Raw genomic sequence first — 25,427 nt, forward strand, 5'->3', positions numbered from 1 at the left:
CGCGCGGCTCCGCCCTCAGGTGCCGGTGCCGGTCCGCGCCGGCCGGGCCGTACCGGCTTGGGCGGCCGAGCAGTCGTCGGGGTCGCGGCGCAGGTCGGGGGCCAGCGCGAGGGTGACGGCGACGGAGGCGGCGGCCATGACCGTCATCGCCGTGGCCGGGGACGTGAACTGGGCGACGGCCCCGGCGATCGCGGCGCCGACGCCCTGCATGGTCAAGATGCCCGACCACTGCAGGCCGAGGGCCTGGCCGCTCATCTCCTGCGGGGTGAGCGCGACCAGGCGATCCTGGAGCAGCAGGCTCGCCGAGTAGCCCACCGAGGCCACGGTGACCAGGACCGCCGCGACCGGCAGCGGCGGCGCCGGCGCGAAGGCCAGGTACGGCACCGCCAGCAGCAGCCGCAGCGCGGGCCCCAGCCGGGGGCGCAGGGCGGGCGGCACGAACCGGCCGACCACGGTGTCCCCGGCGAGCATGCCCAGCGCGGCCAGGGCGAACAGCAGCCCGGCGTGGGCGGGCGCGTAGGGCACGAAGAGCGATTCGCAGCCGACGATCAGCCCGTTCGGCACCCACAGGAGCAGGTAGATCCGGCGGCGCGCACGCGAGGACCACAGCTCCGCGTTGGTCCGCCAGGTCTCCCGCACCGACGGCCGCCCGGAGGCGCGCGGCGGGCGCGGGCTCAGGCCGTACCGGGAGATGAGGCCCGCGGCGAGGTACAGGGCGGCGGCGACGAGCAGGGCGCCGCGCGGCGACGCCGCGGCCACGAGCACGCCGCCCAGGGCGAACCCGGCGACCTGCTGGATCCCGCTCGCCATGCTGAGGACGGAACGGCCGAGCAGGTACCCCTCCGCGGGCAGGATCTCGGTGAGCAGCCCGAAGCGCACTCCCCCGCCGACGGAGGAGGCCACCCCGACGCCGAGGATGATCACGAAGACCGCCCACAGGGGCAACCCGGGCACGGCGAGCACGACGGTGCAGGCGGCGAACAGCAGTCCCAGGCCGGTCATCGTGGCGCGCGGGGGCAGCCGGTCGGCCGCCGACATCAGGAACACCGCCCCGAAGAGCTGGGCGAAGGCCGAGCCGAACATGCTCAGCGACGCCAGCAGCGGCGACCGGGTGGAGGAGTACACCAGGACGCCGAGGGCCAGCCCGCTGACGGTGGTGCCGGCGCCCTGCGCGCAGACCGCCGCGAAGAGCGGGGTGTACTCCCGGGCTCGGAAGAGATCCTTGTACGTCCGCATGCGCGAAGTCTGCGAGGCGGCCGGGGGCGGGCGTTATTGTTTCGCCGGGAGGCGAAACGTGGGCTGGTGGCAGGTCAGCGCGGACACCCTGGCGGGCGGCAGGTTCGTGATATCGCCGCTGGCCGAGGCCACCGCCTGCCTGTTCACGCTGCGCGAGGCGGCGGCCTCCCACCCGGGCGAGCGGCACTGGCTCGACACGCACCTGCCCGCCTACCGCGCGCGGCTCGCCGCCGACCCGGTCGCGGCCCGGCTCTCGGACGTCGCGCGGGGAAGGAACTGGATCCCCGACTTCCTCACCCCGGCCCCGTCCGGAGACGTCGCGCGGACCTTCGAAGAGGAGGTCGCGCTGATCCGGGACACCCCTCCCGAGACCGCGCTGGCCGATCTGGCGGTGGCCCTGCGCGGGCCGGTCCCCCCGGATCTGGACCGGCCCGACCTGCCCCGCCGCGCGGCCGGGCTGCTGGAGTGGGTGTGGACGCGCACGGTCGCGCCGACGTGGGAGCGCCGCCGCCGCGTCCTGGAGGCGGACATCGTGGCCAGGACGCGGCAGCTCGGGCAGGGCGGGTGGGCGGCCGCCATCGACGACATGCGGCCGGGCATGCGCTGGCTGGGCGGCGACCGCCTCCAGATCAACACCCACGACTACCCGCCCCGCGAGATCGGCCGCGCCCAGCTCCTGTTCGTCCCCGTGACGCCGCGGCAGGGCTGGGCCGCCTGGGAGCCCGGGACGCGGTACGCGATCGTGTACCCCTGCTCGGGCGCGCTGGCGGACCCCGGCCCGGCGCCGGTCCCGCGGGCCCTGGCCCGCCTGCTCGGCGCCGGGCGCGCCGCCGTGCTCCTGCTGCTGGCCACGCCCAAGAGCACGACGCACCTGGTCGCCCTGACCGGCCTGGGGCTCGGCTCCGTCGGCCGGCACGTGAGGATCCTCCTGGAGGCGGGCCTGGCGGGACGCCGCCGCGCCGGCCGGTCGGTCCTGTACTACCGGACCGCGGCGGGCGACGCGCTGGTCGCGGCGGCGTCCCCGGAACCCGGGGCGGAGCGGCCGGTCAGGCCCTCCGCGCCGTGACGACCGTGGCGCCCAGGTCCTCGCAGGTGTCCACCCGCGCCGTCAGCCCGGCGCGGGCCACCGCCTCCAGCGCGGCGGCGACCTGCCGCTCGCCGGTCTCGAACAGCAGGCTCCCGCCGGGGGCCAGCCACGAGGGCGCGCCGCCGAGCACGCGGCGCAGCACGTCGAGCCCGTCGGCCCCGCCGTCCAGCGCGACCAGCGGCTCGTGGTCGCGGGCCTCGGCCGGCAGCAGCGCGACGTGGGCGCTGGGCACGTACGGCACGTTGGCGAGCAGCACGTCCACCCGCCCGCGCAGCGCGGCCGGCAGCGGCTCGAACAGGTCGCCCTCGTACACCCGCCCGGCGGGCAGGTTGCGCCGGGCGCACCGGACGGCGGCGGGCTCGATGTCGGCGGCGTGCAGCTCGACCGGCCCCAGCGCGGCGGCCAGCGCGAGCCCCAGCGCGCCGGTTCCGCAGCACAGGTCCAGGACCACGGCGTCCGGCGGCGCGACGGCCACCGCCCGCTCCACCAGGAACTCCGTACGGCGGCGCGGCACGAACACCCCGGGTTCCACGGCGACGCGCAGCCCGCGGAACTCCGCCCATCCGAGGACGTGTTCGAGGGGCTCGCCGGCGGCCCGCCGTACGACCATGGTCTCCAGCTCGGCGGCGGTGCGGGCGGTGGAGAGGATCAGCCGCGCCTCGTCCTCGGCGAAGACGCAGCCGGCGGCGCGGAGCCGGGCGGTGACGGCGGGCTCGGTCAGCTCGGTGACTGATGACATGGGGAAGCCTTTCGGATCGACCGACGGGCGCTCCCCCGGCTCAGCCTCGCTGACGCGGCGGCGCGGGGAGTGAGCACCCGGCCTGACATGGCGGAATGGGTCTCACCTCCTCGGTCGCGCGTGGTACGGCCCGGCAACCCTAGCCGACCGCCTCCGCCCCGCGCGAACCGGGGCCGCCGGGCCGGCCCGGGGGCGTGGATTCGGCCGCGGGCCCGGACCTGGTCATCAGCAGGCCGGTGAACACGGCGCTGACCAGGGTGACGGCGCCGGCCGTGAGGAAGGCGGCGTTGAGCCCGGCCGCGAAGGACGCGCCAGCGGCCTCCCGGGTGTGCACCACGGCTCCGAGCACCGCGACGCCGAGCACCGCGCCGATCTGCCGCGTCGTGCTGCTGACGCCCGAGGCGAGGCCCCCTTCCCGCGGGCTGACGGCCTGGATGGCCGCGCCGGTCAGCGGGGACATGGTCAGGGCGAAGCCGACGCCGGCGACGGCCAGCCGCCACCACACGTTCGCGTAACCGGTGCCGGCGTGGACGAAGCCCAGCGCGACCAGGCCCAGCCCGGCCAGCGCCAGCCCGGCGGTGACCACGACGCGGAAGCCGTGCCTGGCGGCGAGCCGGCCGGCGTACGGGCTGACGACCACCATGGCGAGGGTGGCGGGCAGGGTCCGCAGGCCCGCCTCCAGGATCGAGGCGCCCTGGACGTACACGAAGAACTGGGAGAAGAAGAAGGACGAGCCCATCAGCGCGAACCCCACCACGACCATCGCGACGTTGGACACCGTGAACAGCCGCCGCCGGAACAGCCGCAGCGGCAGCATCGGCGCCGCGACCCGCGCCTCGACGACGACGAAGGCGGCGAGGAGCGCCGCGGCGGCGGCGAAGCCGCCCAGGATCACCGGCGAGGTCCAGCCGCGGGAGCCGCCCTCGATCAGGGCGTAGGTCAGCGCGCCCACGCTCAGGACGGACAGGACCGTGCCCGGGACGTCGATCGCGGGCGCGCCCGGGTTGCGGGACTCGGCCAGGACGCGCAGCCCGGCCAGCAGCAGGATCGCGCCGATGGGCACGTTGACGAGGAAGATGGCCGGCCAGCCGAAGACCTCGACCAGGACGCCGCCGGCCAGCGGACCGGCGGCCAGGCCGATCCCGCTGAACCCGGCCCACAGCCCGATCGCCCTGACGCGCTCCTGCGGCACGGGGTAGGCGGCGGAGAGCAGGGCCAGCGAGGCGGGGCTCAGCGCCGCGGCCCCGACGCCCTGCAGCACCCGCCCGGCGACCAGCCAGCCGAGCGAGGGCGCGAACGAACACACCACGGACGCGAGGGTGAACACCACGACCCCGGACAGGAACACCCTCTTGCGGCCGAAGCGGTCGGCGAAGACGCCGCCGGACAGCAGCAGCATGGCCACCAGCAGCACGTAGGCGTCCACGATCCACTGCAGCCCGTTCAGCCCGGTGTGCAGCCGCCGCTGCATGTCGGGCAGCGCCGCGCCGACGATCGTGCTGTCGAGCAGCACCATGAACTGGCCCAGACAGACCACCGTGAGCAGCGCCGCGCGGTTCGTCCGGGGGTCCGGGACGGCCGGCGATCCGGTCCTCGTCACATCTGCGTGTGCGGTCAACACTGATCCCTCTCGTGAGGCGGATGCTCCGGCACACCATAGTTCGAGAATCCCGAAGTGTCGAACAATGTGGTATCGTCAGGGGATGCGACCGCTTCCCGAACCCGCCCGCGAGTCACTGACGCTCGCGCCGGTGCTCCACGCGCTCGGCGACCCCGTGCGCCTTGAGCTGGTGCGGCGCGCCTGGGCCAGCCCCGGGTCCACGTGTTCGGAGCTCGCCGACGGCCTGGACGTGCCGATGTCGACGCTGTCGAACCACTGGCGCATCATGCGCGAGGCCGGGCTGATCAGCATGGCCGTGGACGGCAGGAACCGCCGGATCCGCCCCCGCGCCGACGACCTGGGCCGCCGCTTCCCCGGTCTCCTCGACCCCATCCTGAGCCTCGCCGCCGCCGAGCCGCCTGTCTCCGCCGCGTCCTGAGCCCGCTCTCCGCCGCGTCCCGGACCGGCCCCCTGGCGCGCCGCGCGAGTGCAGCGGGTGGCCGGCGGCGCGACGCCGGCCGCGAACCTGATCGCCGGGGGCCTGCTCGACGAGCCGCCCCTCTTCGTCAACCCCACCGCCATCGGGGCCGGGCTGCCGGTGTCCCCCGCCCTCGGCGTCAACCAGCCGCCGCGCCGGGCGTACGGCACCCGGGCGGGCCCGGCGCGGCGCCCGATATCTTTAGGCTGTAAATCGTTGGGCTCCAGGAGGTCGGACATGGCCGTGTTCGCCGGGCAGGGAGACACCGCGCGCTCGATGGAGCTGCTGTGGCGCGGGGCCGGACCGGCGCGGACCGCCCCGGGGCCCAAGCCGGGCCTGTCCGTGGAGGCGATCGTCGAGGCGGGCGTCGCCGTCGCTGACGAGGAGGGCCTCGCGGCGCTGTCCATGCGGGCGGTGGGCCAGCGCCTCGGCCGTACCGGGATGGCCCTCTACACCTACGTCCCCGGCAAGAACGAGCTGCTGGACCTGATGTACGACCGGGTGCTGGGCGAGCTGCCCGGGGAGTACGACCTGGCGGCGGGCTGGCGGGCGGCGCTGACCGCCTGGGCCCGCGACCTGCGCGAGTTCTACCTGCGGCATCCCTGGGTGCTCCAGCTCTCGCAGGCGCGGCCGGTCCTCGGCCCCAACGAGTACCGCATGCTGGAGACGCTGGTGGCCGTCCTGCGCGGCACCGGCCTCGGCCCGGCCGGCCTGCGGCCGATCGTGGCGACGCTGTTCAACGTCGTGGCCGGCGCGGCGCGGACCACGGCCGAGGCCCGGCAGGCCGGGCGCGCGACCGGCGTGTCCGACGAGGACTGGTGGAACGCACGCACCGGGCTGCTCCAGGAGCTGGAGCCCGCCTTCCCCGAGCGCTTCCCCGGCGTCGTGTGGCTGGAGTCGGGCGCGCAGGCCCCTCCCCCCGCCGAGGACGGCACGCCGTACCTGGAGCACCAGGCGGCCCGCGCCTTCCAGGCGGGCCTGGCCCTGGTCCTGGACGGGATCGAGGCGGCCGTACGGCGCGGCGGCGGCTGACCGGCGCGCCCGCGCGGACGGCCGCCGGCCCGCGCCGCGGCCCCGGCCCTTCGGCCGTCCGGGCCCCGGTCAGCCCTTCGCCCGCTCGCCCTCGTCCTCCCCGCTGACCCGGCGGAGGGCGTCGGGCAGCCCGCGGTGGCGGGGGTGGCGGGCCTCTCCCGCGCCCGGGTCCTGGCGCAGCTCCTTCACCAGGGCCACGCAGAGCAGCAGCATGACGACCATGAACGGCAGCGCGATCAGGATGGTGGCCTGCTGCAGCGCCTCCAGCCCGCCGGCCAGCAGCAGCACCAGCGCCACCACGCCCACCAGCACGCCCCACAGGGTGACCAGCGGCCGCGGGGGGTGGAGGGAGCCCCGCGCCGACAGCGAGCCGAGCACCAGGGCGGCCGAGTCCGCGCTGGTGATGAAGTAGAGCGCCACCAGGACCGCGGTGACGGCGACGGCGAGCGTGCCGAGGGGGAACTGCCCGACGAGCGCGAACATCGCCGCCTCGGCGCCCTCGGCGATCTTGGCGGTGAAGTCGGCCGCGCCCGAGAGCTGCATCCACACGGCGCTTCCGCCGCTGACCGAGAACCAGAGCAGGCTGGCCCCGGACGGGATGAGCAGCACGCCGATCACGAACTCCCGGATCGTGCGCCCCCGGGAGATCCGGGCGATGAACGCGCCCACGAACGGCGCCCAGGACATCCACCACGCCCAGTAGAAGAACGTCCACGCGCTCAGCCAGTCCTTGTCCACGAGCGTGCCCGTCCGCGAGGACATCAGCAGCAGGTCGTCGAGGTACCCGCCGAGCGAGGCCGGGATCATGCCGAGGATCGCCACGGTCGGCCCGAAGACGAAGACGAACACCGTCAGCGCCGCCACCAGGTAGACGTTGAGGGTGCTGAGGACGCGCACGCCGCGGTTCACCCCGCTGGCCGCCGACACGACGAACGCGGCCGTCAGCGCGATGATGACGATCACTTCGAGGCGCCGCCCGCTGAGCCCGAACAGCTCGTTCAGGCCGTACTCCACCTGGAGCGCCCCGAGGCCCAGGCTCGTCGCCGTGCCGAAGGCCGTCGCCAGGATGGCCAGCAGGTCCAGCGCCCGCCCCACGACCGGCCTGGGCCGGCCGCCGAACAGCGGGGTGAACGCCTCGCTGAACCGGTTGCCCCGCCCCTTGCGGAACGTGGAGTAGGCCAGGGCCATCCCGGTGACCGCGTAGATGGCCCAGGGATGCAGGGTCCAGTGGAACAGGGAGAACTCCATCGCGGTCTGCGCGGCCTGCGGCGAGCCCGCCTTGACGCCGAGCCCGGGCGGCGGGCTGAGCAGGTGGGTCATGGGCTCGGCCACGCCGTAGAACATCAGGCCGATGCCCATCCCGGAGCTGAACATCATCGCCGTCCAGGCGAGGTTGCCGAACTCGGGGACGTCGTCGTCGCGGCCCAGGCGGATCCGCCCGAACCGGCTGAGCGCCAGCACGACGGCCAGGACCAGGAAGAGGTCGGCGGCCACCACGAACAGCCAGCCGAAGTTGCCCACGACCCAGCCGAGCGCGGCGTCCCCGCCCCGGGCGACCGGCCCGGTGAAGACCGCCGCGCACAGCACCACCGCCAGCAGCGAGCCCACGGCGACCGCCAGCAGAGGGAGATCGAGTCTCAGCCGGCGCACCACACCTCCAGGAATCGCTACTGAGAGTGAGACAAATGATCCCCAGAGTGAATCCCGCTAATCACGCCGCGCGGGACGCCGTCGGCGCGCGTCGCGGCGTCGGGCCTTCGCCGTTCTCCGATCAGCGGCCCGGCCCGGCTGGTAGCCTGGCGGTATGCAGCGCGCTTTCGTGACGACGACGCCGGAGACCGTCCCGGCGCGCTGACCATTGACCAGACCGAAGCCCCGGGGCAGACGCCCCGGGGCTTCGGCGTCTCCCGGCGGCGTCCGCCCCGCCCGGAGGCCACCATGACCGACCAGATGACCGACCATCTGACCGACCACCGCAGGCTCGGCCGCGAGCTGGAACTGTTCGGCACCGACCCGCTGATCGGCGCCGGCCTGCCGTACTGGCTGCCCGACGGCGCCGCCGTACGGCACAGCCTGGAGGAGTACGTCCGCGACGTGGAGCGGAAGGCCGGATACCGGCACGTCTACTCCCCCGTCCTCGGCAAACGCGAGATGTACGAGATCTCCGGGCACTGGGCGCACTACCGCGACGACATGTTCCCGCCGATGGACCTCGGCGGGGAGCAGGTGGTGCTGCGGCCCAGCCTGTGCCCGCACCACGCGGTCATGTTCCGGTCGCGCGCCCGCGGCTACCGCGAGCTGCCGTACCGGATGGCCGAGCTGGGGCCGATGTACCGCGCGGAGCTGTCGGGGGTGCTCGGCGGGCTCACCCGGGTGCGCGCGATCCAGCTCAACGACGCGCACGTGTTCTGCACCCTGGACCAGGTGGGCGAGGAGGCCGCCGCCGCGCTCGGCCTGATCCGGCGCGCGTACGCCGACCTGGGCATCGAGGCGGCCCGGTTCCGGCTGTCGCTGCCCGGCGGCGGCGGCAAGTACGTCGCGGACCCGGGGATGTGGCGCCGCGCCGAGGCCATGCTGACCGAGGTGCTGGACGCCTCGGGACTGGAGTACGAACCGGCCGAGGGCGAGGCCGCGTTCTACGGCCCCAAGATCGACGTACAGGTCGCCGACCCGGCCGGGCGGGAGTCCACCCTGTCCACCGTCCAGGTGGACTTCCACCAGCCCGAGCGCTTCGACCTGTCCTACATCGGCCCCGACGGCGCGCGGCACCGCCCGGTCATGGTCCACCGCGCGATCATCGGCAGCGTCGAGCGCGCCGTCGCCCACCTCATCGAGGCGCACGCGGGCGCGTTCCCGGCCTGGCTGGCCCCGCTCCAGCTCGTGGCCCTGCCCGTCACCGACCAGGAGGTGCCCGCCGCCCTGGAGCTGGTACGGCGGTGCGCCGAGCGGGGCCTGCGCGCCGACCTCGCCGACCCCTCGCGCGGGACCCTCGGGGCGCGGATCCGCGAGGCCCGGCTCGTGCCGTACCAGGCGGTCATCGGGCCGCGGGAGGCCGTGGACTCGCTGGCGGCCCCGCGCCTGCGCGACGGGCGCCGCCCCGGCGCGCTCCCCGTCCCCGAGCTGGTGGACCGCGTGGCGGCCGTGGCCGCCTCCCGCTCCCACGAGCTCTGGGCCTGACGGCGCCCCGGCAGCCGGCCCGGCCACGCCGCCCCCCGCTCACGCCGTACGGCAGGAGCGGGGGGCGGCGGCGTGCCGGACGGGGCGTTGACGGGCGGGGCGGTACCCTTCTAGGGTTAGTTAGTGGAGTAAGGAACCATAGAAGTGGGTGGCATGTTCGACGACCGGAGCCCCATCTACCGCCAAATCGCCGAGCGCATCAAGGCCGACGTGCTCAGCGAGGCGCTGAAGGGCGACGAGCAGGTGATGTCCACCAACCAGTACGCCGCCTTCTACCGGATCAACCCCGCCACGGCGGCGAAGGCGTTCCAGCAGCTCGTGGACGAGGGCGTGCTCTACAAGAAGCGAGGGATCGGCATGTTCGTCAGCCCGGACGCGCGGGACCGGCTGCGCAAGGCGCGCAGGGAGACCTTCTTCGCCGACGTGGTCGAACCGATGGTGACGGAGGCGCGGGCGATCGGGATCCCCCTGACGGAGATCATCGCGCGCATTCAGGAGCTGGAGGACTGACGATGCGCACCGACGTCGAGGACCTGGTGTTACGGTACGGCGAGGCGACCGCGCTGGACCGCATGACCTTCAGCCTGGCCGAGAACAAGATCTACGGGCTGCTGGGCCGCAACGGCTCGGGGAAGACGAGCCTGCTGTCGGTGCTGGCCGGATTCCGCCGCGAGACCTCCGGGCGGGTCCGCGTGGACGGGCGGCCGGTGTTCGAGAACGGCGCGCTGACCCGCGAGATCAGCCTCATCAGGGACGCGGGCGAGACCATCGACATCGGCACCGTCGGCGACGTGTTCTACTTCGCCGAGTGGCTGCGGCCGCGCTGGGACGGCGCCTTCGCCCGCGAGCTGCTGGACCTGTTCGGGCTGAAGCCGAAGATGAACGTCAAGACCATGTCCAAGGGCCAGCGCTCGGCCCTGGGCGTGGTGGTGGGACTGGCCGGGCGGGCGCCGCTGACCATGTTCGACGAGGCGTACCTGGGCATGGACGCCCCCTCGCGGTACGCCTTCTACGACGCCCTCCTGGCCGACTACGCCGAGCACCCCCGCACGATCATCCTGTCCACCCACCTCATCGAGGAGATCGGCGCCCTCTTCGAGGACGTGCTGATCATCGACCGGGGCCGGCTGGTCGTTCACGAGGACCGCGACACGCTCCTGTCGCGCGGCACCTCCGTGACCGGCCCGGCCGCCCAGGTCGAGGCGTTCACCGCGGGCATGAACGTGCTCGGGACCAAGGAGCTGGGCCCCACCCGGTCGGCCGCGGTCTACGGCGAGCTGGACGAGGCCCGCCGCCGCAAGGCCGCCGAGGCGGGGCTGGAGCTCGGCCCCATCTCCCTGCAGGACCTGTTCGTGCACCTCACCGGAGGGACCTCCCGATGAGATTCCCCAGCCGCCTGTTCGCCGCCCAGGCCTGGTTCGCGGCCATGGCCTGGCTCGTGCTCGCCGGGGTGATCGCCGTGATCGTCCTGGCGGTCGTCCTCGCCGCGGGCCCGCCCCGGCAGAGCGTGTGGGAGCAGGCCTCCCAGGTCCCGCGGTGGTTCACGCTGTTCGTCGGGGTCTTCATGGTCCGGGAGTACCTCCCGCTCTACATCGCGCACGGCCAGACCCGGCGCCGCTTCACCGGTCACCTGGCCCTCACCGTGCTGGCGTACGCGCCGTACGCCGCAGCCCTGGTCACGCTGGGCTTCCTGCTGGAGGCCCTGGTGTACGCCGCCGCCGGGTGGCCGCAGGCGCTCGACCGGGCGCACCTGTACTCCTCGCCCACGCAGGTCCACCTGGTCTTCGCCGAGTACCTCGTGGAGATCCTGGCGTGGACCTCGGTGGGCTGCCTGCTGGGGGCCGCCTTCTACCGGTGGGGCGCGGGCGGGATCCTCATGATCCCTCCGGCCGCGGCCATGATCCTGCTGGCCGAGGGCTCGGTCGGCGCCCCGGCCAACCTTCCGATGCTCGCCTCGCGCCTGCGCGTCGACCTGGCGGTCTACCCGGCGCTGGCGCTCGGCGTCGCCCTGCTCACCTTCCTCGTCGCGACCGGCCTGACCTGGACCCTGATCCGGGACATGCCCCTCCGCAACCGCCTGGCCTGACCGGCCCGCGACTCCGCCCGGGCCGTACGGCCGGGGCGGCGGGCTCAGTCGGGGGGGCAGGAGGCGGACGTCGTGGGCGGCGGCGGGGTCGGTGAAGGCGAGGAGCCGGGCGGCCTCGTCCCCGACGGCCGCGCGGTCCCCGGCGGAGAGGGGGCGGAACGGGCGGACGGCGATCGTGACCACGCCCTTCTCGGCCGAGCGGGTCCAGGTGGCGGCGACCGTTCCGTCCACCAGGACGGTCGCGGCGATGGCGTCGCCCACGCAGACCCGGCGGCGGACCTCGTCGGTCATGATCCGGGTGCGGTCGGAGTACGCCAGCAGCGCCGCGTCGAACTCGGGGAGGAACCGGACCGGCGCCGGCGTGTCGGGCGCGGGGCGGGGCGCGTCCGGCAGGTCGAACAGCTCCCGCCCGGACTCGTCGGCGAACACCCGCAGCTCGCCCCGCATCCCGTCGATCACCTCGCGCAGCCCCGGCACCCCGGACCAGGCCCGCACGTCGGACGCGCTCGCCGGGCCGAAGGCCGCGAGGTACCGCCGGACCAGCTCGGCCGCGTCCCGCGCGGTGGCCTCCCGGCGCGCCCCGGTCCCGTCGGCCAGGGCGTACGGCGTCGCGCCCCGCACGTTCCAGGTGCCGCTGGGCGCCGGGTGGATCAGCGGCTCCAGATACTGCGCGGACCAGCCCAGGGCCTGCGCGTCCGCGCCCGGCCGCCGGGCGGCGAGCAGCCGCCCCAGCTCCGGCCGGGTGATCACGCGGCCGCCGGCGAGCAGGTCCCGCGTCTCGGCGGCCAGCGCGTCCAGGTCCACGCCCTCGGTGCGGCGGCCGAACACGTTGCGCTGGACCCGGCGGAGCATGCCCGCGAGCAGCGGGCGCACCAGCCCGAAGTCCCCCGCCGTGAGCAGGTGCTGGGTGGCACGCAGCGAGACGGACCGGACGAGCGTGCCGTCCTCGATCGCGGCGGTCAGCCGCTTGATCTCGAACCCCTCGATCCTGGACCACAGGGACAGATAGGGCGGGTTCGGGTCCTGGGCGTTCAGCCCGAACAGCCGGCCGACGGCCTCGCCCACCGGCAGCTCCGCCCGCTCCAGGAGGAGCTGCCGGTGCAGCGCGGCCCGGTTGAGCGCCCGGGGACCGAGCGTCCCGGACCGCCGCGCCGATCCCCGGGCGCCCATCTAGCGCACCTTCCCGAAGAACTCGCGCACGTCGGCGACCAGCAGGTCCGGCCGCTCCATGGACAGGAAGTGCCCGCCCTCGCCCAGCTCGGTCCAGCGGGTGACGTTGTGGTCCCGCTCGGCCCAGCGCCGGACGGTCTTGTCGTGGGCCGAGACGAGCACCGCGGTCGGGACCGTCCCGCGCGCGGCCGCCGCCCAGTCCTCGCCGCCGGAGTCCCAGCCGGACCCCTCGCCCGCGCCCTCCCCCGCGGCGCCGGACGGGTCCCCGCCCCGGCCCGCGGACCCGTCCGCGGCGGCGCTCCCCCGGTCCCCGGCCTGGTCCCAGTCCCCCGCCTGGCTCCAGTCGTTCGCGGTCATCTCCTCGTAGTAGACCTGGGCGGCCGAGCCCGCCGTACCGGTGAACCAGTAGATCGACACGTCGGTGAGCATGCGGTCCCGGTCCACGGCGTCCTCCGGCAGCCCCTCCTCCGGCATCGTGAGCTCCTTGAACTTCTCCACGATCCAGGCGAGCTGGCCGACCGGCGAGTCGTGCAGCCCGTACGCCACCGTCTGCGGGCGCTTGGAGTTGCACTGCAGGTAGCCGTCGTTGAAGTCCCGCATGGCGTCCCAGCGGCGCTGGTCCGCCTCGCTGAGGCCGTCCAGCTCGCCGTCCTGCCCGGCGGGGAAGGTGAGCATCGCGTTCACGTGGACGCCCGCGACGCGCTCGGGGGCCAGCTTGCCGATCTCCGGGGCCACCCACGAGCCGGTGTCGTACCCCTGCACGCCGTACCGCTCATAGCCGAGGCGGGCCATCAGCTCGGTGAACACCCCGGCCATGCGCGCCGCGCCCATGCCGGGGCCGGCCAGCGGCGTGGAGAAGCCGAACCCCGGCAGCGACGGGATCACCAGGTGGAAGGCGTTCTCCGGGTCGCCGCCGTGCGCGCGGGGGTCTGCGAGCGGGCCGATCACGTCCAGGAAGTCGGTGACGTTGCCCGGCCAGCCGTGCAGCATCAGCAGCGGGAACGCGCCCGGCTCGGGCGACCGGACGTGCAGGAAGTGCACGTTCTGCCCATCGATCGTGGTGACGAACTGCGGGTGCTCGTTGATCTCGGCCTCGTGCGCGCGCCAGTCGTACTCCGTGCGCCAGTACTCCGCCAGCTCCTTGAGGTAGCCCACCGGGACGCCGCGGCTCCAGCCGACGCCCGGCAGCTCGTCCGGCCAGCGGGCGCCGGCCAGCCGCGCCTTCAGGTCGTCGATCAGGGCCTGGGGGATGTCGATGCGGAACGGGCGGATCTCCTGCGTCTTCGTCATGACCCCCACGTTAGGAAGCCCTTAGGACGGGTTCGGTCCTAAGCTTCGGGCAATCTGGAGGCATGCTGGAAACCTCCGCGCGGCTGCTGAAACTCCTGTCCCTCCTCCAGACCCACCGCGAGTGGTCCGGCGCCGAGCTCGCCGAGCGGCTGGGGATCACCACCCGCACGGTCCGCCGCGACGTGGACCGGCTGCGCGAGCTGGGGTACCCGGTGCACGCCACCCAGGGGACCGCCGGGTACCGCCTGGGCGCGGGCGCGTCGCTGCCGCCGCTGCTGCTCGACGACGACGAGGCCGTGGCGGTCGCGGTCGGGCTGCGGACGGCCGCGGGCGGGTCGGTCGCCGGCATCGAGGAGACCTCGCTGCGCGCGCTCACCAAGCTCGAACAGGTCCTGCCCTCCCGCCTCCGCCACCGGGTGAACGCCCTGAACACCGCGACCGTGCGCGTCGGCGCCCCCACCACGCGGGTCAGCCCCGACACACTGATGACGATCGCCGAGGCGTGCCGCCGCCACGAGCGCCTGCGCTTCGACTACACCAGCCCGCGCGGCGGCGAGTCGCGGCGCGAGACCGAGCCGCACAGCCTGGTCAGCTTCAGCCGCCACTGGTACCTCGTCGCCTGGGACACCGCCCGCCGGGACTGGCGCAGCTTCCGCGTGGACCGCCTGCGCCCGCTCACCCCCAACGGCGCCCGCTTCACCCCCCGCGAACCGCCGTACGGCGACGCGGCCACCTACCTGTCCCACCAGCTCTCGTCCCACACCTGGCCCTGGCGCGCGGTGGTCCGCCTGCACGAGTCCGCCGGGGCGATCGCCGACCGGATCTGGCCGGGCATGGGCGCGGTCGAGGCCGAGGGCGAGTCGAGCTGCCTCCTCCACGTCGGCGCCGACTCCCCGGCCGACCTGGTCTGGATGATCACCTCCGTGAACGCGGACTTCACCCTCGTGAGCGGCCCGCCCGAGCTGGCCGAGGCCATCCGGGCCCAGGCCGCCCGCTGTCTGCGCGCCGTGGGCGACGGCGCGGGCCGTACGGCCTGAGCCCGGGTCGCCGCAGGTGGTTCCGGGCACCTGACTTGCGGAGCGTTTCGCTCCGGTATAGCTTGGCGGAGTAAATCGCTCCGGATGAGAGGTGTCCTTTCACCATGTCTGACTCACGTGTCGTCCTCGTCATCGGCGCCACCGGAAGGCAGGGCGGGGCCACCGCCCGCGCGCTGCTGGACCGGGGCCGGGCTGTGCGCGCGCTGGTGCGCGATCCCGCCGGGCCCGCCGCGCGGGCGCTGCGCGACCAGGGCGCCGAGCTGGTCCGGGGCGATCTCGACGACCCCGGCTCGCTGCGCGAGGCGATGCTCGGCGCGCACGGCGTGTTCAGCGTCCAGGCGCTGGCCTACGAGCCCGAGACCCTGGCCGCCGAGGTGCGCCAGGGCAAGACCGTGGCCGACATCGCCCGCGACAGCGGCGTCGCCCACCTGGTCTACAGCTCCGTGGGAGGGGCCGACCGGCACACCGGCATCGACCACTTCGAGAGCAAGGCCGAGATCGAGCGGCACATCCTGGCCCTCGGCGTGCCCGCCACCATCCTGCGGCCGGTGTTCTTCATGGACAACCTGCTGCACTACGCCGACGCTGAAGGCGAGCGGCTGCTGTCCCTGCCGGTCAGGCCGGACCGGCCGATGCAGTTCATCGCCAGCGACGACATCGGCCTCCTCGCCGCCGACGCCTTCGAGCATCCCGACCACTTCATCGGCCGGCAGATCGAGATCGCCGGGGACGAGCTCACCTTCCCCGAGGTCGCCCGGATCTACGAGCGCGTCACCGGGACCCCGACCAGGCTGGAGACGCTGCCGATCGAGGAGCGCATGTTCGAGTGGTTCGCCGAGGAGGGCTACCAGGCCGACATCCCGGCTTTGCGCCGGCGCCACCCGGAGCTGCTGACCTTCGAGCGGTTCCTGACCCGGCGGCTGCGTCCCGCCCTGGCCTGACCGCCGCCTCCCGGGCCCGGCGCGCCGCGCTCGGCGGCACCTCACCGCCACCCCGATCGCGCGGTCCCGGACGGCGGGCCGGCGCGGTGCCTGGTACCACCAGGGTCAGCATGGGGCTTACGTTCACGCGTACGATCGGGAAACGTGAGCGATATGGGCGATTTGTCAGCGGTGGACGCGGCGGCCGGCCTCGGCGAGCGGCCATTCGACCCGCGCGCCGAGATCGGGGAGTTCCTGCGCACCCGGCGGGCCCGGCTGCGCCCGCAGGACGTGGGGCTGCCGGACTTCGGCCGGTACCGCCGCGTGCCCGGGCTGCGGCGCGAGGAACTGGCCCAGCTCGCCGGGGTCTCCGTCGCCTACCTCACCCGGCTCGAACAGGGGAAGGGCGCGAACGTGTCGGCCGAGGTGGTCGACGCCCTCGCCCGCGCGCTGCGCCTGACGGAGGCGGAGCGCGTCCACCTCACGCACCTGTTCAAGTGCCAGCGCCGCAAGACGGCCGCGCCGCCGTACGGCGAGCGGGCCCGCCCGGCCCTGCGCACGATGCTGGCCTCGATGGACGGCGTCCCGGCGTACGTGACGGGGCCGCGCACCGACATCCTCGCCTGGAACCCGCTGGCCGCGGCCCTGTTCGGCGACTGGGACCGGCTGCCCGCCCGGGAGCGCAACTGGGCCCGCCTGACGTTCCTGCACGACGGCTCCCGCCGGCTCTTCGCGGACTGGGAGGCCAGGGCCGCCGGCGTCGTCGGCGCGCTCCGGCTCTACGCGGGCTGCTATCCGGACGACCCCGAGCTGGCCGCGCTGGTCGGCGAGCTGTCGGTCCGGAGCCCGGAGTTCCGCGTGCTGTGGGCCAGGCACGACGTCGCCGAGTGGAACCACGGCGAGCAGCGGTTCCGCCACCCGCTGGTGGGCGAGCTCGCCCTCGTCTTCGAGACCTTCCGCCTCCCGGACGACGCGGAGCAGTCCCTGACCATCTATCACGCCGTGCCGTCCACGCCCGACGCGGAGAATCTCCGCCTCCTCGCGAGCTGGGGCGCGGGCCCCCTCCCCGGCCACCCCGCCCGGGCCCCCCACTCCCGCTGACCCCGCCGCACGGCCCGCGCGGCCGTACGGCGGGCCGGCGCGTGCCCCGCCCCAGGTCGTCCGCCCAGGTCGTCCGCCCGGGTCCGCCGTCCGGGGCGCCGCCCCCGGGGCGGGCGCCATCGCCGGGCCGCCCGCCGACCACGACGAGCGGGCCGTCCTGGGCCGCGCCCGCCGCCGGGGGATCACCCTGACGGCGAGGGGCGGCTTCCGCATGCCGCCCGCGACCGTGGCCCCGCTGCCCGGTCAGGCGCGGCTCCCGGTCCCCGCGATGCCCGCCGCGATCCGGGCCCCGGCCGCCGCCGTGCTCGCCGCGCGCCGGGCCTGAGACCCCCGCGCCACCGGAAATCCGCGGCGCGCCCGGCGCGCCCGTCTCACCCCCTCCTCTCCCGCCCTCTCCTGCCCGTCCCGGCGTCGTGTCCGCCTCTGGCACGCCGTGCGCCGGCGGCACGCCGTACCCGCCGTCTTGATCTAGATCACTACTCCTCTATAGTCTTATGACACTAGATAAATGGAGGAATGGTGATCGAGTTCCATCTGGACGCGAGGTCGGGGGTGTCGCCGTACCTGCAGCTCGTGCAGCAGGTACGGCACGCGCTCCGGCTGGGGTTGCTCCGCGAGGGGGATCGGCTGCCGACGGTCAAGGAGGTGGTGGCCCAGTTGGCGATCAACCCGAACACGGTGCTCAAGGCGTATCGGGAGCTCGAACACGACGGGCTGATCGCGGCGCGGCCGGGGGTCGGCACGTTCGTCACCCGGACGCTGACCGACGCCTCGTTCGCCGCGCACGCCGCGCTCCGGACCGAGCTGCGGCGCTGGCTGGCCAAGGCCCGCAAGGCCGGGCTGGACGACGAGAGCATCGAGGCGCTGTTCATGACCACCTTTCGGACCGCCGCACAGGAGGACATAGCGTGACCGCGGCCTTACGCGCCCAGGGCCTGGGCAAGACGTACAAGCGGCGCACGGCGCTGGAGGACTGCACCCTGGAGATCCCGCGTGGCAGCGTCAGCGCCCTGGTCGGCCCCAACGGCGCGGGCAAGAGCACGCTGCTGAACCTGGCCGCCGGGATGCTGGAGCCGACCTCGGGGACGATCGAGGTGTGCGGCGGGGTGCCGGGCAGCGGGCCGGAGCAACTGGCCAAGGTCGGCTTCGTCGCGCAGGACACCCCGGTCTACGCGGGTTTGAGCATCGAGGACCACCTGCGGCTCGGGGCCCGGCTCAACCGCGCCTGGGACGACGACCTCGCGCGCCGGCGGGTCGAACGGCTCGGCCTCGACCCCCGCCAGCGCGCCGGGAGGCTGTCCGGGGGCCAGCGGGCCCAGCTCGCGCTGACCCTGGGCCTGGCCAAGCGCCCGGAGCTGCTGCTGCTCGACGAGCCGGTCGCCGCGCTCGACCCGCTCGCGCGGCGCGAGTTCATGCGGGACCTGATGGAGACGGTCGCCGAGCACGGGCTCACCGTCGTCCTCTCCTCCCACCTGGTCGCCGACCTGGAGCGCGTCTGCGACCACCTCGTCGTGCTCGTCGGCGCGCGGGTCCGGATCGCCGGGGACGTCGAGGACCTGCTCGCCACGCACCACCGGCTGACCGGGCCCCGCCGCGACGTGAGCACGCTCCCCGGCGACCAGCACGTCGTCTCCGCCGCCCACACCGACAGGCAGAGCACCCTCATCGTGCGCACGGAGTCGCCCGTCCTCGACCCGGCCTGGTCCGTCGGCGCGCTCGGGCTGGAGGACCTCGTCCTCGCCTACATGAGTTCCCCTGATGACGGCTCGCCCGGCGGCGCGGCCACCGGCGCCGCCCGCCGTACCGGACTGGAGGTCGTTCGATGATCTGGCTCACCTGGCGGCAGTTCCGCGCCCAGGCCGCGGTGGTGTACGCCGTGCTCATCGCGCTCGCCGCCGCCCTGCTGACCGTCGGGCGGCCCGCGGCCGGCGCCGGGGCGCCGGCCATCGAGGCAGCCGACAAAACTCTGTACTACGCCGGAATCGCCGCGATGTACGTCCTGCCCGCCGTGATCGGCGTCTTCTGGGGCGCGCCGCTCGTCAGCCGGGAACTGGAGGCCGGGACCCACCGCCTGGTCTGGAACCAGGGCGTCACCCGGCCCCGCTGGCTGATCGTCAAGCTCGCGGTCGCCGGGCTGGCGGCGGTGGCGGCCGCCGGGCTGCTCAGCCTCCTGATCACCTGGTGGGCGGTCCCCGTCGACCTCACCAGCCGGCCGAACACGCTCATGATCGGCACCACCACGCCCGGCGTCGAGTTCGTGGACGCCCGCGTGTCGCCGCTGCCGTTCGGGGCGCGCGGCATCGTCCCGATGGGCTACGCCGCCTTCGCCTTCGCCCTCGGGGTCACCGCCGGGATCGCGCTGCGCCGCACGGTGCCCGCCATGGCGCTCACCCTCGTGGTGTTCGCCGCCGTGCAGATCGCCGTGCCGATGGCGGTGCGCCCGTACGTGATGCCGCCGGCGCAGGAGAACGTCACGATCACCCTGGAGAACGTCTCGCGGTTCGGCGTGAGCGCCACCGGGCAGGTGGAGCGGCTGGAGGTCGCCGGGCCGCCCGGGGCGTGGATCCTCTCCAACGAGACGGTGGACGCCGCCGGGAAGCCGGCGACCGCGCCGCCCTGGGTGGCGGGATGCCTGCCCGGCCCGACCTCGCAGCAGGAACGGCAGGCGGCCCAGGCGGCCGGCCGGGAGTGCCTCGCCAAGCTCGCCCAGCTCGGCTACCGGCAGCGGATCATCTACCAGCCGGCGGACCGGTTCTGGTCGCTGCAACTGATCGAGACGGGGCTCTTCCTCGCCCTGGCCGGGCTGCTGGCCTGGCTCTCCCTCCGCTGGACCCGCACCCTGAGCGAGCGCGGCCTGCGCGCGGGCCTCGCGGTCCTCGCCGTGGCGGTGGCCCTGGCCCTGGTCGCCGCGCCCCTGGTCTCCACCCCGGCCCGCGCGAGCACCGGCCCGCACGCGCGCGGCCTGTCCGCCGCGCCCCGGGGCACGCCCGCCCTGCCCGCGCCGACCGGGCCGCACTCCGTGGGCACCACGTCGCTCCACCTGAAGGACTCCTCCCGCCCCGACCCGTGGGTGCCCTCGGCCAAGGTCCGCGAGCTCATGGTCACCCTGTGGTACCCGGCCGCGCCGGGGGGCCGGGAGCGGGCGCCGTACATGACGCCGAAGGAGTCGGAGCTGCTCCTCGCGGACGGGGAGATCACCGAGGTTCCCGGCGACATCCTGAGCAGGACGCGGACCAACGCCCACACCGACGCCGGCCCGGCGGGCCGCAAGGGGTCGCTGCCCCTGGTCGTGCTCTCGCCCGGGCACAGCAAGCCGCGTTCGGAGCTGACGGGGCTGGGCGAGGACCTGGCGAGCCGGGGGTACGTCGTGGCCGCGATCGGCCACACGTACGAGAACGTGGCCCAGACCTTCCCCGACGGGAGGCTCACCACCTGCGTGACGTGCCCGATGAACAAGAACCCGGCGTGGTGGGGGAAGCTGGAGAAGAGCCGCGCGGCGGACGTCTCCTTCGTGATCGACCGGCTCACCGGCAAGCGCCCGGCCTGGAAGCACGCCAAGCTGATCGACCGGACGAGGATCGCGATGGCCGGGCACTCCGTGGGCGGCGCGAGCACCCTCGCGTCCATGGTCGCCGACCCCCGGATCCGCGCCGGGGCCGACATCGACGGCACCGTCCACTCGGCCCTCCCCGAGAGCGGGCTCGCCCGGCCGTTCCTCTTCCTGGGCAAGCCGTCCAGCTACACCCCGGGGAGCGGGCGCGAGGAGGCGGCCTCCTGGGAGGACGCCTGGAAGCGGATGACGGCGTGGAAGCGGTGGCTGCTGGTGAACGGGACCGTGCACATGTCGTTCACCGACCTCGGCACGCTGGCCGACCAGCTCGGCCTGGACTACGGGGCGAAGATCCGCGGGGCCCGCGTCATGGAGATCACGCGGGCGCACCTGGCCGCGTTCCTCGACCTGCACCTGCGCGGCCGGCCGGGACCGGTGCTCGACGGGCCGTCGCCGCGGTACCCCGAGGTGCGGCACTGCTCCGGCGACACCCCGGTCTGCACGTGAACGGGTTCCGGTGAACCGGTCCCGGAGTACGTGAGGGCACGGTGAACGGGACGGCCCCCGGGCGCGCGTGGCGCCCGGGGGCCGTCCCGTGTGGCCGCCTACCGCAGCCGGGTCATGGTGGAGTCGTAACCGCCGCCGCCCGGGTAGTGCCAGGCGCCGGTCACGGTGTTCCCGTCCGGGCTGAAGGTGCCCCGGTAGTACGCCGGGGAGTCCTTCTCCATGGCCCAGATGGTGAGCGTGTCGCCCTCCAGCTCGTACACGTAGTCGAGGGTCTCGCCCCCTCCGGCGTAGTAGCGGGAGTGGATGTGCTCGCTGGGCTCCTCGGCCATGAACGGGCGCAGACGGCCGATCATCTCCACGCCCCTGATCGGGACGCCGTCCTGCGCCAGGTCCACGTCCTGGATCAGGAAGTGGCCGCCCGCGAGCCACCGGTAGGTGACCGTGCCCTCGGCGCCGCCGGTCACCCGCCAGGTGCCGACCAGCCGGTCCAGCGCCTTGACCGCCGCGTCCGGCCCGCCCGCGCCGCCGTAAGCCTGGATGTCGCCCATGTCGGTATCCCTTCCGTTTTCCTTGCCGCGTCTCGTCGTCGTTCTCACCCCGTATGACGGCGGCGGCCGGCGAAAGGAATCGGTGGATCCGCTACGACTTCCGGAAGACCTCGACCAGCGCGGTCAGGCTGTCCGCGGCGCGGCCGTCCCGCACGCCGCCCCGCAGGATGTCCAGCACGGCGGCGGGCAGCCGCGAGTCCACGCCCGAGTCCTCGGCCGTGCGCAGCACGTGCTCGACGCTCGCCACGGCCATGGACACGCGCTCCACGTCGCCGCGGTGGTCGCCGGCGTCGATGCGCGGCGCGTAGAACTCCAGGAAGTATCCGAAGCTCATGTTGCTCAGCGCGTTCGGCAGGAACCGGGTGGCCGAGATCCCGTTCGCCTGGGCCAGCGCCATGGAGTGGACGTAACCCACCAGGCCGGTCCAGAACATGCCGATCCCGATCTGGTAGTACAACGCCGCCAGCCCCGGGTCCTCCCCCAGGTAGTCGGTGCCCGTGAGCACCTCCAGCGCCGACCGCGCCGCCTCGAAGGCGTCCCGGGGCCCGCTGTAGTAGGTGGACATGCCAGGCCGGCCGATGCCCGGCGGCGGGGACAGCACCCCGCCGGTGATCTGCGTGGCGCCCCGGTCCGCCAGCCAGGCCGCCGCCTCCCGCGCGTTCTTGGGCGTCTCGGAGGTCAGGTTGGCGATGGTACGGCCGGCCAGCGCGCTCGCCGGGGCCTGGGTGAGGATCGAGTACATCGCCGCGTAGTCGGTCAGGCTGAGCACGACCAGCTCGTTCGCGGTCAGCGCGGCCTCCACGTTGTCGGCCGCCTTCGCGCCCAGCGCCACCAGGTCGTCGGCGCGGCTCGCCGTGCGGTTCCACACGGTCACGTCGTAGCCCGCGTTCAGGTACGCGCGCGCCATCGCCTGGCCCATCGGCCCGAGGCCGATCACGGTCACGTTCTTGCCGGTCATACGGTTACCTCTCATTAGAACGAACGCTCTATCCAGGAACGGGACCCTAGCACAGTACTGGAACGAACGCTCTAACTAGTAGGATCGGCGTATGAAGACCAAGCACGAGATCGGGACCCGAGAGCGCATCGTCCGTGCCACCTCGCGCCTCATGCAGCGCCAGGGATACGAGGCCACCGGCCTGAAGGAGATCTCCCGCGAGGCGGAGGCCACCCTCGGCTCGGTCTACCACTTCTTCCCGGGCGGGAAGCAGGAGCTCGCGGTGGCGGCGGTCCGGCACGGCGACCTGGAGTTCGCCGAGACCCTGCGCGAGGTGCTGGACCGCGTCGAGGACCCGGCCGAGGCCGTGCTCGCCTGCACGGAGGAGCTCGCGGCGGGCATGCGCGACTCCGGCTGGCTGGACGGATGTCCGGTGAGCACGGTCGCCCTGGAGAGCGCCGGCCGCGTGCCCGACGTCCAGCGCGCCGCCGCCGAGGCCTTCGAGAACTGGCGCGCCATCGTCAGCGCCAAGCTCCGCCGCTCCGGCTTCGCCGACGACGTGGCCGAGGACCTCGCCCACACGATCATCAACACGCTGGAGGGCGCCGAGATGTCCGCCCAGGTGAGCCAGAGCGAGACCCCGCTGCGGCTGGCCGGCCGCCACCTCGCCCGGCTGATCGCCGCCTACCGCTGACCCGCCCCGCCGTACGGCCCGCGCCCGCCCCGGCCGCCCTGAACCGGCGCGTGCCGTACCGCCTGAGCCGCTGCCCGCCGTGACCCTCGCCGCGGCCCGTACGGCCGGGCGCCGGCGCGAGCCGTACGAAAGAGCCCGGGGTCAGCCCGGCGCGCGACTCGACGCTCCGCCGTGCCGTACCGGGCGGGCGGTCCTCACTCGGCGAGCTGGTCGTGCGGGGTGGAGCGGGCGAGGCCGGCCAGGGTGGTGAGGGCCTGGGCGAGGACGGGGGCGGGCGGTGAGGCCAGGGCCAGGCGCACGGCGTTGGGCGCGGGGGCGCGCCCGGCGGCGAAGGCGGCGGCGGGGGTGACGGCGATGCCGTGGCGGGCGGCGGCGGCCACGAAGGTGTCGGCGCGCCACGGGGATGGAAGCTCCCACCAGCAGTAGTAGGAGCGGGGGTCGCTCCGGACCGCGAACCCGGCGAGGCAGCGGGCGGCGAGGGCCTGGCGGGCCGCGGCGTCGTCCCGCTTGGCCTGGGCGATCGCCCGCGCGGTCTCGTCGGTCAGCCAGCGGGTGGCCGCCTCCACCGCGAACCGCATCGGGGTCCAGCCGCCGGAGCGCAGCGCCGCGGCCACGCCCGCGACGGCGGGGGCCGGCATGACCGCGAAGCCGAGCGAGAGACCGGGCGCGAGCCGCTTGGACAGGCTGTCGACGAGGATCGTCCGCTCGGGCGCGAAGGCGGCCAGCGGCGGCAGGTCCTCGCGCAGGAAGGACCAGACCGAGTCCTCGATCGCGGGCAGGTCCAGGCGCGCCAGGAGGGCGGCGACCTCGGCCCGGCGCTCCGGGGGCATGCTGAGCGACAGCGGGTTGTGCATCGTCGGCTGCAGGTAGACCGCCCTGAGGGAGTCCGCGGCCTCGATCGCGGCCGGGTCCAGGCCGTGCGCGTCGACCCGCAGCGGGACGAGCGTGACCCCGAGACGGGCCGCGATCCCCTTGAGCACGGGATAGGTGAACTCCTCCACGCCGAGCCGCCCGCCGGGCGGGACGGTGGCCGCGATGGCGGCGGCGACCGCCTGGCGGCCGTTGCCCGCGAACAGCAGCCGCTCGGGATCGGGCCGCCACTCGCCCCGGGCGAGCAGCCCGGCGGCGGCCGTGCGCGCGGCCGGGGTGCCCGCCGCGCCGACCGGCCGCGTGGCCGACTCCAGCACGTCGGGCCGCAGCAGCGGGCCGATGCCGCCGGCGATCAGCTCCGCCTGCCCGGGCACGACGGGGTAGTTGAGTTCGAGGTCGATCCTGCCGGTCGCGGGCTCGGCCAGGGCCGGCTCCGGCAGGGGCGCCGCGGCGCGCACGAAGGTCCCGCGCCCGACCTCCCCGACGGTCAGGCCGCGCCGCGTGAGCTCCTGGTAGACGCGGGCGGCGGTGGAACTCGCGATGCCGTGACGGCGGGCGAAGACCCGTTGCGGCGGCAGCCGATCGCCGGGGCGCAGTCTCCCGGACGTGATCTCGGCGGCGATGGCGTCGGCGACCCTGCGGAAATCCTCCACGCCGCGATCCAAGCACAACATTGCTCCGAGTTCAATTTCCTATATTGAACCGATATTGCACCGTGGATAGCTTCGATCGCGTGATCGAACAGAGTGCGGTGCTCGGCGTGGTGTCCGTGGCGCTCGGGATGGTCCTGTCCCCCGGGCCCAACATGATGTACCTGGTGTCCAGGAGCGCCGGCCAGGGCAGGTCCGCCGGGATCGTCTCCCTGGCGGGCGTCGCGGCGGGTTTCCTCGTCTACCTCGTGGCGGCGAACCTGGGCCTCGCGGTCCTGTTCGCCGCCGCCCCCGGGCTGCTCACCGCCATCCGAATCGCGGGGGCGGCCTATCTGCTGTGGCTGGCCTGGCGGACCCTCCGGCCGGGCGGCGCCTCCGTCTTCACGGCAGGGCACGTGCCGCCGGAGTCCCCGCGCCGCCTCTTCACGATGGGCCTGCTGACCAACCTGCTCAACCCGAAGATCGCCATCCTCTACGTCTCGGTCATCCCGCAGTTCATCGAACTGGACCGGGGCGACGTCCTGCTCCAGGGGATCGCCCTCGGCGGCGTCCAGATCGCCGTCGCCCTCCTGGTCAACCTCGCGATCGTGCTGGCGGCCGGCGGCCTGGCCGCCTTCCTGTCCGCCCGTCCCGCCTGGCTCCGCGCCCAGCGCCTCGCCATGGGGTCGCTCCTGGCCGTCCTGGCCGTCACCCTGGCGGTCACCTGACCCGCCGCCCC

At 74.5% G+C, this 25,427-nt stretch carries 23 protein-coding genes and 1 pseudogene; 15 read left to right on the forward strand and 9 right to left on the reverse strand.

From position 1 onward, the window contains the following. Positions 1-15: 15 nt before the first annotated feature. The gene (locus tag D5H75_RS25070; protein ID WP_119928993.1) at positions 16-1,236 is read right to left on the reverse strand and encodes an MFS transporter; all 1,221 of its coding nucleotides are present in this window, start codon (positions 1,234-1,236) and stop codon (positions 16-18) included. Positions 1,237-1,294: 58 nt separating this feature from the next. On the opposite strand from D5H75_RS25070, the gene D5H75_RS25075 reads away from it, so the two are divergent. Then, positions 1,295-2,302, forward strand: coding sequence for an ArsR/SmtB family transcription factor (locus D5H75_RS25075; RefSeq protein ID WP_119928994.1), 1,008 nt, complete (start codon positions 1,295-1,297; stop codon positions 2,300-2,302). Here the strand turns inward: D5H75_RS25075 and D5H75_RS25080 are convergent. Together D5H75_RS25080 and D5H75_RS25085 are read right to left on the reverse strand one after the other, a co-directional pair. After that, a complete protein-coding gene (locus D5H75_RS25080) occupies positions 2,283-3,062 on the reverse strand; it encodes a putative protein N(5)-glutamine methyltransferase (RefSeq protein ID WP_119928995.1) in 780 nt (259 codons plus the stop codon). The two genes, D5H75_RS25075 and D5H75_RS25080, sit on opposite strands and share 20 nt — an antisense overlap. Positions 3,063-3,201: 139 nt before the next feature. Continuing rightward, positions 3,202-4,680 (reverse strand): MFS transporter, encoded by a 1,479-nt coding sequence (locus D5H75_RS25085; RefSeq protein WP_202638487.1) that lies wholly within the window; start codon positions 4,678-4,680, stop codon positions 3,202-3,204. 85 nt (positions 4,681-4,765) lie between these two features. On the opposite strand from D5H75_RS25085, the gene D5H75_RS25090 reads away from it, so the two are divergent. Together D5H75_RS25090 and D5H75_RS25095 are read left to right on the forward strand one after the other, a co-directional pair. Next, a complete protein-coding gene (locus D5H75_RS25090) occupies positions 4,766-5,101 on the forward strand; it encodes an ArsR/SmtB family transcription factor (RefSeq protein WP_119928996.1) in 336 nt (111 codons plus the stop codon). A gap of 48 nt (positions 5,102-5,149) precedes the next feature. Beyond that, on the forward strand, positions 5,150-6,172 hold the full coding sequence (locus tag D5H75_RS25095) for a TetR/AcrR family transcriptional regulator C-terminal domain-containing protein (protein ID WP_340137773.1): 1,023 nt from the start codon (positions 5,150-5,152) through the stop codon (positions 6,170-6,172). A gap of 69 nt (positions 6,173-6,241) precedes the next feature. Here D5H75_RS25095 and D5H75_RS25100 read toward each other — a convergent pair whose 3' ends face one another. Further along, entirely contained in the window at positions 6,242-7,822 is a 1,581-nt protein-coding gene (locus D5H75_RS25100) for a BCCT family transporter (RefSeq protein ID WP_119928997.1), read from the reverse strand. 288 nt (positions 7,823-8,110) lie between these two features. Here D5H75_RS25100 and thrS point away from each other — a divergent pair, with 288 nt between their 5' ends. From thrS to D5H75_RS43445, 4 genes are all read left to right on the forward strand, one after another. Further along, the gene (thrS, locus tag D5H75_RS25105; RefSeq protein WP_242454497.1) at positions 8,111-9,349 is read left to right on the forward strand and encodes a threonine--tRNA ligase; all 1,239 of its coding nucleotides are present in this window, start codon (positions 8,111-8,113) and stop codon (positions 9,347-9,349) included. Positions 9,350-9,502: 153 nt separating this feature from the next. Beyond that, entirely contained in the window at positions 9,503-9,859 is a 357-nt protein-coding gene (locus tag D5H75_RS25110; RefSeq protein WP_119928998.1) for a GntR family transcriptional regulator, read from the forward strand. A 2-nt stretch (positions 9,860-9,861) separates the two neighbouring features. Then, positions 9,862-10,731, forward strand: coding sequence for an ATP-binding cassette domain-containing protein (locus tag D5H75_RS25115; RefSeq protein WP_119928999.1), 870 nt, complete (start codon positions 9,862-9,864; stop codon positions 10,729-10,731). Beyond that, positions 10,728-11,435, forward strand: coding sequence for a hypothetical protein (locus D5H75_RS43445; RefSeq protein WP_242454518.1), 708 nt, complete (start codon positions 10,728-10,730; stop codon positions 11,433-11,435). Before D5H75_RS25115 ends, D5H75_RS43445 begins: the two co-directional genes overlap by 4 nt. Before the next feature lie 153 nt (positions 11,436-11,588). Here the strand turns inward: D5H75_RS43445 and D5H75_RS43450 are convergent. Together D5H75_RS43450 and D5H75_RS25125 are read right to left on the reverse strand one after the other, a co-directional pair. Next, positions 11,589-12,605, reverse strand: a pseudogene (locus D5H75_RS43450) (winged helix DNA-binding domain-containing protein); the annotation flags it as partial. Next, positions 12,606-13,895, reverse strand: a complete 1,290-nt coding sequence (locus D5H75_RS25125; RefSeq protein ID WP_119929157.1) for an epoxide hydrolase family protein — start codon at positions 13,893-13,895, stop codon at positions 12,606-12,608. A gap of 62 nt (positions 13,896-13,957) precedes the next feature. Between D5H75_RS25125 and D5H75_RS25130 the strand changes: the two genes are divergently transcribed. The 6 genes from D5H75_RS25130 to D5H75_RS43455 all read left to right on the forward strand — a co-directional run bounded on the left by D5H75_RS25130 (position 13,958) and on the right by D5H75_RS43455 (position 21,010). Further along, positions 13,958-14,932: a helix-turn-helix transcriptional regulator gene (locus tag D5H75_RS25130; protein WP_119929000.1), complete on the forward strand. Its 975-nt coding sequence runs from the start codon at positions 13,958-13,960 to the stop codon at positions 14,930-14,932. A 104-nt stretch (positions 14,933-15,036) separates the two neighbouring features. Further along, a complete protein-coding gene (locus D5H75_RS25135; RefSeq protein WP_119929001.1) occupies positions 15,037-15,873 on the forward strand; it encodes an NmrA/HSCARG family protein in 837 nt (278 codons plus the stop codon). Between the two features lie 153 nt (positions 15,874-16,026). Continuing rightward, on the forward strand, positions 16,027-16,953 hold the full coding sequence (locus D5H75_RS25140; protein WP_119929002.1) for a helix-turn-helix domain-containing protein: 927 nt from the start codon (positions 16,027-16,029) through the stop codon (positions 16,951-16,953). A 519-nt stretch (positions 16,954-17,472) separates the two neighbouring features. After that, positions 17,473-17,865 (forward strand): GntR family transcriptional regulator, encoded by a 393-nt coding sequence (locus tag D5H75_RS25145; RefSeq protein WP_202638489.1) that lies wholly within the window; start codon positions 17,473-17,475, stop codon positions 17,863-17,865. Next, positions 17,862-18,779 (forward strand): ABC transporter ATP-binding protein, encoded by a 918-nt coding sequence (locus D5H75_RS25150; protein ID WP_119929004.1) that lies wholly within the window; start codon positions 17,862-17,864, stop codon positions 18,777-18,779. The genes D5H75_RS25145 and D5H75_RS25150 overlap by 4 nt, the downstream gene beginning before the upstream one ends. Next, positions 18,776-21,010 carry an alpha/beta hydrolase family protein gene (locus D5H75_RS43455; protein WP_242454498.1) on the forward strand — a complete coding sequence of 745 codons (2,235 nt, stop codon included), beginning with the start codon at positions 18,776-18,778 and terminating at the stop codon, positions 21,008-21,010. Before D5H75_RS25150 ends, D5H75_RS43455 begins: the two co-directional genes overlap by 4 nt. A 98-nt stretch (positions 21,011-21,108) precedes the next feature. On the opposite strand, the gene D5H75_RS25165 is transcribed toward D5H75_RS43455, so the two are convergent. Beyond that, the gene (locus D5H75_RS25165) at positions 21,109-21,558 is read right to left on the reverse strand and encodes a hypothetical protein (RefSeq protein ID WP_119929005.1); all 450 of its coding nucleotides are present in this window, start codon (positions 21,556-21,558) and stop codon (positions 21,109-21,111) included. Positions 21,559-21,649: 91 nt separating this feature from the next. Beyond that, positions 21,650-22,531 carry an NAD(P)-dependent oxidoreductase gene (locus D5H75_RS25170; protein ID WP_277949971.1) on the reverse strand — a complete coding sequence of 294 codons (882 nt, stop codon included), beginning with the start codon at positions 22,529-22,531 and terminating at the stop codon, positions 21,650-21,652. Positions 22,532-22,607: 76 nt separating this feature from the next. Here D5H75_RS25170 and D5H75_RS25175 point away from each other — a divergent pair, with 76 nt between their 5' ends. Beyond that, positions 22,608-23,189, forward strand: a complete 582-nt coding sequence (locus tag D5H75_RS25175) for a TetR/AcrR family transcriptional regulator (protein ID WP_119929007.1) — start codon at positions 22,608-22,610, stop codon at positions 23,187-23,189. A 194-nt stretch (positions 23,190-23,383) separates the two neighbouring features. Here the strand turns inward: D5H75_RS25175 and D5H75_RS25180 are convergent, their stop codons facing one another. Continuing rightward, complete coding sequence (locus D5H75_RS25180) at positions 23,384-24,712, reverse strand: aminotransferase-like domain-containing protein (protein WP_119929008.1); 1,329 nt, start codon at positions 24,710-24,712, stop codon at positions 23,384-23,386. An 80-nt stretch (positions 24,713-24,792) separates the two neighbouring features. Here D5H75_RS25180 and D5H75_RS25185 point away from each other — a divergent pair, with 80 nt between their 5' ends. After that, entirely contained in the window at positions 24,793-25,416 is a 624-nt protein-coding gene (locus tag D5H75_RS25185; RefSeq protein WP_119929009.1) for a LysE family translocator, read from the forward strand. Positions 25,417-25,427 lie beyond the last annotated feature (11 nt).

This window comes from Bailinhaonella thermotolerans, from assembly GCF_003594875.1.
Classification (GTDB): domain Bacteria; phylum Actinomycetota; class Actinomycetes; order Streptosporangiales; family Streptosporangiaceae; genus Bailinhaonella; species Bailinhaonella thermotolerans.